The 10,537-nt window shown below is 30.4% G+C and carries 6 protein-coding genes; 4 read left to right on the top strand and 2 right to left on the bottom strand.

What is annotated here, in order from left to right:
- Positions 1–224 precede the first annotated feature (224 nt).
- Positions 225–1,601 carry a lytic polysaccharide monooxygenase gene (locus ACODS7_RS29420; protein ID WP_029442943.1) on the bottom strand — a complete coding sequence of 459 codons (1,377 nt, stop codon included), beginning with the start codon at positions 1,599–1,601 and terminating at the stop codon, positions 225–227.
- Positions 1,602–2,995: 1,394 nt separating this feature from the next.
- Between ACODS7_RS29420 and ACODS7_RS29415 the strand changes: the two genes are divergently transcribed.
- The 4 genes from ACODS7_RS29415 to ACODS7_RS29400 all read left to right on the top strand — a co-directional run bounded on the left by ACODS7_RS29415 (position 2,996) and on the right by ACODS7_RS29400 (position 8,616).
- On the top strand, positions 2,996–4,039 hold the full coding sequence (locus tag ACODS7_RS29415) for a Fic family protein (RefSeq protein ID WP_016080748.1): 1,044 nt from the start codon (positions 2,996–2,998) through the stop codon (positions 4,037–4,039).
- Between the two features lie 854 nt (positions 4,040–4,893).
- Positions 4,894–6,387, top strand: coding sequence for a spore germination protein (locus tag ACODS7_RS29410; protein ID WP_243169268.1), 1,494 nt, complete (start codon positions 4,894–4,896; stop codon positions 6,385–6,387).
- A gap of 1 nt (position 6,388) precedes the next feature.
- Entirely contained in the window at positions 6,389–7,492 is a 1,104-nt protein-coding gene (locus tag ACODS7_RS29405) for a GerAB/ArcD/ProY family transporter (RefSeq protein WP_243169267.1), read from the top strand.
- The gene (locus tag ACODS7_RS29400) at positions 7,489–8,616 is read left to right on the top strand and encodes a Ger(x)C family spore germination protein (RefSeq protein ID WP_016080745.1); all 1,128 of its coding nucleotides are present in this window, start codon (positions 7,489–7,491) and stop codon (positions 8,614–8,616) included. Before ACODS7_RS29405 ends, ACODS7_RS29400 begins: the two co-directional genes overlap by 4 nt.
- Positions 8,617–9,487: 871 nt before the next feature.
- On the opposite strand, the gene ACODS7_RS29395 is transcribed toward ACODS7_RS29400, so the two are convergent.
- Complete coding sequence (locus ACODS7_RS29395; protein ID WP_016080744.1) at positions 9,488–10,036, bottom strand: fascin domain-containing protein; 549 nt, start codon at positions 10,034–10,036, stop codon at positions 9,488–9,490.
- Positions 10,037–10,537: the final 501 nt, after the last annotated feature.

Raw genomic sequence — 10,537 nt, 5'->3', positions numbered from 1 at the left:
AAAGAGGTTCAGACACAAAAACAGGCTGTAGAGAAGACTTTCTCCACAGCCTGAAAAAAAGAATCCCATTGGGATTCTTTTTTGATTTCATTTCGTAAATATTAGGATGGCGATTAAATTTTCACTTTATTAACATATCATTTAATCCATTAGATAATTATATTTGGAACGGCCCTTAATTTTTAAAGAGAAATCCAAAATTGTTAGCTACCTTTTTCAGCTTATCATTTATTCAAAACTGGCTTCCAAAGCGATAAGGCAAAAATCCAATTTGAGTCGCCATTTCCTTGATGATCTTGAACCGCTTCATACACTTTTCCCTCATGTACTACCCTATCACCTTTAGTATATACTTTTCTTGCATCCCATTTTTCATATGTGGAATCCTCTAACTTAGTAGTTACATTCAAAACATCACTTCTACTAGATTCATTTCCAGCTAAATCAACCGCTGTCACTACATATTTATACGATGTATTAGCCTTCAAACCTTTATCTATAAAGGATGTATTAGCTGATGTCCCAATTTTATTCATAACCCCAGCGCTTTCTCTATATACAATATAATGGTCAACATCTACATTATCTTCTGATGGACTCCACATCAAATCAACAGTTGTCGCTGTTGTACCCATACTATGTAATCCTTTTGGTTGAGTCGGAGCCTCTTTATCTGGGATTGCATGTGTTGTCTTAACCTTTAGTTTTTCACTTTCTTTTGATATGTTTCCAGCAGAGTCTAATGCCTTTATTGTATAGGTATATTCCGTATCTGCTTTTAACTTTTTATCAATAAAAGTTGTACCTGGTACCGTATCAATTACTTCTCCATTACGTAACACTTGATATTCTTTTACACCTATATTATCAGTAGAAGCCTTCCATGTTATTTCAACACTATTGGCAGAAACTTTAGAGGCATTTAATTCAGTTGGTTGACTTGGAGCTACTGTATCAGGTGTTTCATTATTTACTAAATTTACATCAATTACATTATAAAAGGCATTTGACGTATCTGCTACATCCCATACAGCTAAAATAACATGATAACCATTACGATCAGTTGGTACATTAATTGTATGTGTTAAATTATTTGATGCAGCCGAACCGTCATGTTTCACAGTTCCAATTGGTTCTAATTCAGCACGCGTTAATGGTTTATTAGGATCCCATCCCTTTTTTGTAATGTAGTAATGCCATTTACTTGTAAGATGTGCAGCTGTATATTTCCATGTAAATGTATTTGCTCCACCCTTAATTGTGTTTTTGAACCAACGATTTGTTGTTTGTTGGTCAAGAGTTCCTCCAAATAATCCTCCTGCCGAAGCAATTTTACCATCAATCGGTCCACCATCTGGAAACCCTTTAGGTGCTTCTAGACTTTGAGGTTCATACATTACATTTCCACAATTTAAATTTAATGCCCCATAATTCTGACTACATAAAGCAGCACGACTACTCGGTTTTTCAACAAACCCATGTGCATACGCACTTTGAGGAATCATTGTAATTGCCGTCATCCCTGCAGCCAGAACACAAGCACCAATTCCTTTTTTACTTTTTCTTAATCTTTCCAATTTAGATGTTAATTTCAAATTCATTCTTGTCCCCCCAATATATTGTTCTCGCTAATATAATAGCAATATAGGGATAAACGAACAAATCACCAATTAATATATTAATATCTCTCATAAATTGGTACATTTATTATTATTTTTAATCTCCTATAAAAATAAAGTAAATACAATTACGCTATTTTGTAACATTATGTATTTAAAGAAGACTAAAAACTCCGTTTAATTTCACAAAAAATTCAAATATTAAAACAGATAATTAAATCATGTAGGAAAAATAAATTTTTTATATTACAAAAAAGCAAAAAAAGTCTGGAAGAAACCGATTATATCCGTTTCTTCCAGACTTTCACTTCTTTTATACCACCACAAATCCTTTAACCTTAAACATATACACTTGAGGTTAAAACCCACATAACTAATATTATCTATATATTGACTAGCTTCTAGATGTTAAAATTCATAAATTAATAGTAACAAATCAAATAAAACAAGCCTTTTAACAAACACATATAATACTCCTACTAATTCAAACTAACGCTTAATTACTCATACAATAACTTAAGGTATCTAGCTGCTTAACTATATTTTCTTTATTAATAGCCATTTTCTATCCTGTATTTCCTTACTTTAAACAGATTATTAAGAGATTATTAATGTCCAAGAAAAGAGAAATGATTTAAAAATCCAATTTTAATTATCATATTTTAATAATTTATTGTGTTATTTTTATCTAATAAGGTACAGAAACAAAGGATGAACTTCAGTGTGCTTGAGAAACGTTCTTAGGGTGGAACGTTTAAAGGGTACTTTAGTACTGAGTTTTTATTAAATGTTCCTGTACCTAATATTTAAATTAACGTATGTCAAAATATTTTACAATACGAGTATTAAACGTTACATATTTTTATATAAAATGATATATTTCATCAACACGCCTCTTCTAATCTTTATGATAAATATAGAAAATTTAGCTCTTTAGGATTTAATTTTAGAGTTCTCATAAAAATATATAATAGATTAGACACATAATTGTCACAAATTAATAGTTTATCTACTTTTTGATTAGCTATGAAAACTTTATTACCACTTCAATATTTACCGCTAAACTAAAGCACCTCTATACCTACAATTTCTTAAAATTCTTTTAAATAATCTTTCAAAAGAGTCAATAGTTTTATATTTTTTATTTTTTTATTGTACATTTGTACATTTGATGTTAGGATTATGCCTATTAAAATTGAATCCTAACGATTCTTCTTTATAATTTCCATGTTTTAATTGTTAAATAAAAATATTGATTCTGATATATATTTAAAATCAGAACGAAAATGTCGTTATTTTACAATGATGTCGTGGAATACCTTTAGAATGGAAAGATATATGCAACAACGCGTTAAGGGGTTACAGGGGGAACAAAAATGAGAGACTTTTTTGATGATAAGTATAAAAATATTGAATTGAAAAGGAGGTTAATAAATTTAATAAGTGAAATTAGCGAATTCAAAGGAAAATTAGCTGCTTATCAGGAACAAAACCCGGACATATTTAATAGCTTAGAAAAAACTATACCACTACATTACATAAAAAATTTCACAACTATTTACGAGGATATAAAAGTTCCTAATAAAAGATTAAAAGAACTTATTTTAGATGATATCGTACCTCAAAATATTTCGGAAGATGCTATTTTTTGCTATTATCAAACACTTTCTTTTGTACATAAAAACTCCTGTACTTTATTAATCAATCCAGCAACTATACAGGAATTACATTTTCAACTAATACATTACATTACCTCTGACAGTGCCAAATGGCGTGAAAAACCTTTTATTATTCCAGGAATTCCAGAACATGGAATGCACTTGAATAGTTACCGCATTCTTCCGCATGAACTTATTCCACAGTTTATGGAGCAATTATGTGATCAATACAACTCATTAAATACTAGTAAGGGGCTTCATTCACTTTTATTAATAGCTCGTTTTATATTAAATTTTTATTGCATAGTCCCTTTCAATCAAGGTAATAACAGGTTGGCATTTATGTTAATGCAATTGCTGTTAATTAGGAGTGGACACACATTTGTAAAATATGTATGTTTGGATAAATATATTAAGAAACATGAATCTGATTATTACAATTCGATTTATAAATCTTCGGTGAATTGGTACTGCGAGGAACATAATAATAGCTTTTGGTTAAAAACGTTTTTAACAATTATATTAGAGGCTTACAAAGATCTTCATAACACAGTTCTAGATTCTATATGTAAACATACTAAAGTTGAGAGAATTCAGGATTTTATACTTAAACAAAAACAACCCTTTACCAAGGAAAGTATTCGTAACACTTATCCAGACATTGCAGAGAGTACAATCAGTAAGGCTTTAAATTCCTTGCAACTGTTTGGCCATATTAAGCTAGTTACAAAAGGAAGAAACGCAAAGTGGATTAAAATTTGACCATACTTTCAAGATACCTGAGGTTCACAAATTCAATAATAACTTTATCATTGAATTTCATTTTCCTTTTAAGCTATTATTACTTTTTTAGTTATTTCTAATTCCAACAAAACAGTTTATAGGAAAAGGTCCGCTTCCCTCCGCCTTTTCCTATAATAAAATTAAATATAAACATAGAATAATTGTCGAAAAAAGTCGCATTTTAATATTTTTTCTTTATTTTCTGGTTGTAAACGTTTCACTTTCATGTTACCATCTTAATCAAACAATAGATGGTAATAAAAATGAAAGTATTTCTTTCCCTTAGAAACATATAAACGTACGGTAATATCAAGAAAATAAGGCCAAAGAAATATTTGATACCTACCAAAATAATGAATAGGAATTTTGTTGCGCTGTTTTTTCTGATAATTAAGAAAATGCATTTTGTCCCTAAACAAAATTTGTTGGTGCGCAAAATTCAAATACACTAGAACATCCAAATAAATGAAATATCCTTTTTCATTGAGTATTAAGGTATGAAAAAAGAATTCTTCCTACAAAATTTAGCTGATTAACATAAAGACATCTAAATTACTACCTTTATCGCCATCTATTGTTGACAACATATTTACCAAATAAAAAGAACCTATCGAGGGTTCTTTTTATTATAATCATTCAAATTTCAATTCTATCTTAATACTTACATTTCCACACAAATTACATCTACTTTTTGCTCTCAATTATTGAATTAATAATATAGCACATCAAATTTATTAATTCTTATCTTCAATTAGTTTAAATTAGTGAATAAAATTCAATCATATAAAAATAATAAATACAACTAATCGTTATATATTAAAGAGGTGTCAATTTTGTCCTTACATGAAGAGACCTTAGAAACTAAGACAGATAAAACCATTGAAAAGATCCAAACAAGTAACTTAAAACAACTTAAAAATACACTAGATAATATCTTTGATATTAGTGCAGATTTAATTGAACATCCTTTGCAATTAAAAACAAACACGAATATTTTACTATATTATTTTGAAGGCCTTACAGATGGTGTTGCATTAAAAACCAATGTTGTTACACCATTATTACAAGAAGTAAATGAAGACAGTCAAATATTTAATTCTAATATTATTGCTACTCATACCAAAATAGTATATACATGGAATGAAATTAAAGAAGGATTACTTGAGGGGCAATGTGTACTGTTTATGGAGAAAGAAAAGCGGTCACTTCTAATAAATACAAAAGGCTGGGCAGAGAGAGCAATTCAAGAGCCAATTTCAGAAGTTACTATTAAAGGATCCCATGATGGATTTATTGAAAATGCCACAAAAAATATAGGTCTTATCCGTCGATATATTCCTTCTACAGAGTTAAAAATCAAAAAGCTGACGATTGGAGAACGAGCCACTTCTTTAGTCTATTTAATTTACTTAGGTGATGTAGCAAACGCAGATGTAGTCCAAGAAATTGAAACTAGAATCTGTAAAATCAAAACAGATGCGGTATTAAGTATTGGAGAGCTATCTAATTATACAAAAGATCAAAATTGGACTCCTTTTCCACAGGCTTATTTAAGCGAGCGCCCAGACGCCATTTCAAATCATATACTTGATGGGAAAGTAGCAGTATTAATGGATAGATCCCCTGGTGCAATGGTTGTTCCTATGAATTTGATTGGATTTTTCCAAACCCCAGATGACTATAATATTCATTGGCTCATCGCATCATTTTTTCGCTTATTACGATTTGCAGGATTTATTATAGCTATTTTTTTACCCGCATTTTATATTGCTATAGTCTCTTTTCACTTTGAAATTATTCCTATAGACTTATACACTTCTATTGCAACATCAAGAGTCAAAGTCCCTTTCTCCCCCTTATTGGAAGCTTTTATAATGGAAATTACACTAGAAATGCTACGTGAAGCTGGTATTCGCTTACCACAACCAATTGGACAAACTATTGGGATCGTTGGAGGGATTGTAATTGGACAGGCGGCTGTTCAAGCTGGTCTTGTTAGTAACGTTATAGTTATTATCGTATCTATTACAGCCATTGCTTCATTTATTGTTTCTAATTATGATTTATCAAGTTCTATACGCCTTATCCGTTTTCCAATGATGTTATTGGCCTACTTTTATGGGATTGTCGGTATTGTTAGTGGATTAATGCTCTTATTTGCTCATTTTGTTTCACTAACTTCCTATGGTTCACCATACGGCATGCCAATCGCACCATTTCGTCTCCAAGAGCTAAAAGATTCTTTTGTAAGATTTCCTATTTCGATGATTACCACCCGCTCGAGTACAGGACAGCCGAAACAAAGAAAGAAAAAAGAAGGTGGTTAACATGGGGAATCTTAAGTTCCAAAAAGTAACTTTATTCGAATTTATTATTTTCATTCATTCGCTGCAACTTGCATCTGGTATGTTAATTATGCCAAGCCCACTTGCTACTACTGCTGGTACAGATGGCTGGATTTCGATCATTCTCGGATGGATAGTTACTTCTATAATCGGTGTATTTATTATATTAATGTTACAAAAAAATCCTAACAAAAATTTCTCACAAATCTTAAAAACATACTTTGGTAAATGGATAGGGACAATTCTTTTTCTTGCATATGCCTTTTATCTATTTTTTGCTGGATTTAATACTTTATTAAAGGCAACTGATATTGTAAAAGTGTGGATATTCCCTTCCACTCCTGCTTATCAAATCACCATATTATTACTATTACCTTTCATTATTTTAGCCCTGAGTGGGTTAAGGGCTCTTACTAGTTATTCTATGCTTGTTTTCTTCTTCACTACTTGGATGCCACTATTTCTTCTTTTTTCACTAAAGACTAACTACAATCCTTTACACCTACTACCTATATTTAAAGAAGGATTATACCCTATTGTAAAAGCAACAAAAGAAACCATTACTCCTTATGCTGGGCTAGAAATTGCATATTATATATACCCATTCTTACAAAAAAAACAAAAAGCCATAAAAGGACTACTAATAGCGAATACTGGAACCATGTTTTTCTATCTATATGTTACTATTCTTTCTTATATATACTTTAGTCTAGAGGGGATAAAAGACGTAATCTGGCCAGTATTTCATCTGTTAAAAGGGGTTCGTTTTTCTTTCATGGAACGATTAGAAATTATATATATCGCTTACTATTTAATTGTATTTTCCACTACGATATATCCGTATTTATTTTTCAGTTTTGAATCTGTGACCATTTCACTTCAAAAAAACGCCCGCAATTGGGTGCTGCTTGCTTTTATGTTATTTATAGTTGGCCTATTTATTTTCCTAAATCCTGATGTGGATCAATATTTGTTTATATATTCTCTTATGGATATCTTAAATGTCGTTTTCTTTATTCTATTACCAATCTTATTTTTCACTTACAGTATTCTTTTTACTTGGATTACTAGGAGGAAACAACTTTGATTCGAAAATGGATATGGATTGTAATTTGTTGTGTATATATAATTGGTTGTAGTCAGAGAATTCCTCTTGAGAAGGTTTCATTAATCCTGTTAATTGGCTTGGATAGAACCCCTAATGGAGATATAAAAGTGGGAACAAGCATACCACTCTTTCATCATAAACAGCAAAAAAGTACTATAGAACATTGGACACAAGCATCAACTGTATATACTGGATTCAGTAAGATAGACACGAAGTTAACGGGCTTTATGACAGCTTCCAAAGCTGAAATCATTTTAATTGGGAAAAAATTAGCGCAAGAAGCAAATTGGTTGCAGGAGCTTGATTCTTCTTACCGTGATCCTTACGCTACCATTAATGCTAAAGTAGTACTTGTAGATGGACCTGCAGAAGAAATTTTTAAAATTCATAAGCCTAGTAAACCATCACTTTCATCTTATATAAATGGTGTAATTGAATCGTCAATTCAAAATAACCAATCCGTCTCTTCTACAATTCAACAATTAATGAGAGAACAAAATGAAGAAGGAATGACGCAAGCTGTTCCAATTATCAAAAAAACAAAGAATGAAATCGACACAGTAGGAATTGCATTTTTAAATCGAAAAGGGAAATATTTAACTCATATCCCTAAAAAAGATGTTAAATTTTTCAATCTTATAAATAAGCAAAAAAGTAGCGGGCGAATGATACTACACCTTGCGCTTCCTCCTAAAAAGTCCAACAAAAAAACAAACACTTCTATCTTCGTACAGAACGCGACAAGGAAGGTAGTTGTTAATTTTCAAAACGGAAAGTTTGTATTTAATCTCGATATATATGCTAATGTAGCTTTAATAGAAAAAACCAATGCGAATTTAATTAAGGGGCACTATGATAATAAAAAAAATATAAATAATTTAAAAAGGGCTATTCAAAAAGAAATTAATAATAATTTACAAAATATGTTGTATGAAATACAGCAGAATAAAATTGATCCAATCGGATTATCCCTATATGCTAGAGCATTTCAATATAAAGAGTGGAAAAAAGTAAAAGGTGATTGGTTGCAAGCGTTAGCAGAGGCTAAAATAAATGTAAAGACGCACGTCAAAATAAAAGATACTGGGACCATTAGAAATTAGACTGGGATTTAATAGCATTACTCAGTAGTATTTTTTCTCTTAAATAATTATTATGTAAAAAATGCTAACGTAAAAAATCTTTCCGTTCTTTTAAAAGAGAAATAATTCAACTACGTTAATCAAACACCAGTTTCTAATTTAATGAGCTGAAGAAATTATAACTCTGTTGTAGTAGATATGCCCGATTCCATTCCGATTGTAATCCATGACATAGCGTCAAAGCCTAAATTAAGGAATTTAGGCTTTTTGAGTTCGCAAGAATATCTTGGTTTTAGTTCTATGTACCTTACTACAATAATTACAGGGTCTTTGTTTATTTTATTTGCTTTTAGATAATACACACCCAATTTCAGTTAAAATTGTTTAAATGTTAATTAATTTTTAAAATGATATATCTATAAGCTCTTTTAGCAAATATAATATAATATTATACATATATAACCAACTTGGGGACTATTATTAGTTTTCTAAATACAGACTTAATTAACACTATACAAATAGTGTTAATTATCTTAATTGAATATTAGTAATAGTAAGTATAAACATTATCAATTTACTATATATTACATTTATGTAAAAATAGATGTATGTTAAGCTTATTCAAAATCTTTCCCCTAATAAAGATTTGAAGTAGCATTTCATGATTCTCCTTACTGTTAATATGCCTTGAAAAAGAACCCTATAGGGTTCTTTTTCTTTTCATTATAACCTCAGTAAGTCCTTATTTAACATGTAAAAAGGACTGCTAATTACTTGCAGCCCTTTTACATGTTAATATACACTTGTATTAAATACTTAACACTTTATTGTATTAAGGTGTTTATAAAAACTAAACATGCCATTATCATTTAAATATATAACACTTCAAAGTTTAGAAGTATACAATAACAAATCTTTCCCAGCTTCCAGCTACATAACTAGTAGCTGTTAATTCTCTACCACCATTTGCTGATATATATCTACCATTACTTAGTGCTTGTAATACATATATCCTATTGTCTCCACCATTATATAAGATAAACTTTTCCCATGCCCCAATTGATGTACGATCTGCTACTACTCTACCATTTGGCTCAAACGAAACATACTTCCCATTACTTTTAGCTTTTAAAGCGTACGTATATAATTCCCCAGTCGGAATTAATTCGAATTTCTCCCATTCATTAACTGCATTACGATTTGCTATTACATTTCCAAAAGGCTCAGCGGAAACATATTGTAAATTTGCTGCCTGGATAGCAACTGTCCAACTTCCATTAAATAAATTCACGCCTTTTAGTGAACCTGCTTTTGATAGGTTGGCTGCCGATACATCATTCGATGGGGTAATCATCAATATCATTAAAACCATCGACAACACCATTAAAACTAACTTTTTTGAGATTGCATTACCACTTACACGTGTTATGAACCTTTTCATTCCCATTCCTCCCTTAATATACAGAACTCATATACATCATACTAAATATGTAAAATATTGTAATACAAAAGTTGATTTATCAACAAATACCTTACTATTCTGTTTCTTTTTTCTCAAATCTATAGCACTTAAACATGTATCAATTCTCAAGCACATTTTTAAAATTATTTTCTCCTGATAAAAGAATGTAGCAGTTGATAGCAACGAGAGTATATACAAAAGAGAGAATCTTTTCATTTCACTTCTCTTTAAATAAAAGCCAAATAGCCGTTCATAATGAACGACTATTTGCATCTAACTAATAATTAGAATGTTTTTCATGTTACTCTATTTTGTTTAATCCCGTTGAAGTAACTTGATAGGTTCTTTTTTTGCCCATATATTCTTGTTTATTATTCTCAAGATTAATAAGTATAGCGCGTGTTTTTTCTTTTACTGCTTCCCCTTCTATATAAGTTCCGTTTAATGTTTTAACATCGATAAAAGTGTCTATACTGCTTA

The sequence above is a fragment of the Bacillus sp. FG16 genome (assembly GCF_057809515.1).
The sequence above is the reverse complement of the archived record's forward strand: the minus strand, read 5'-3'. Positions and strand labels throughout refer to the sequence as shown.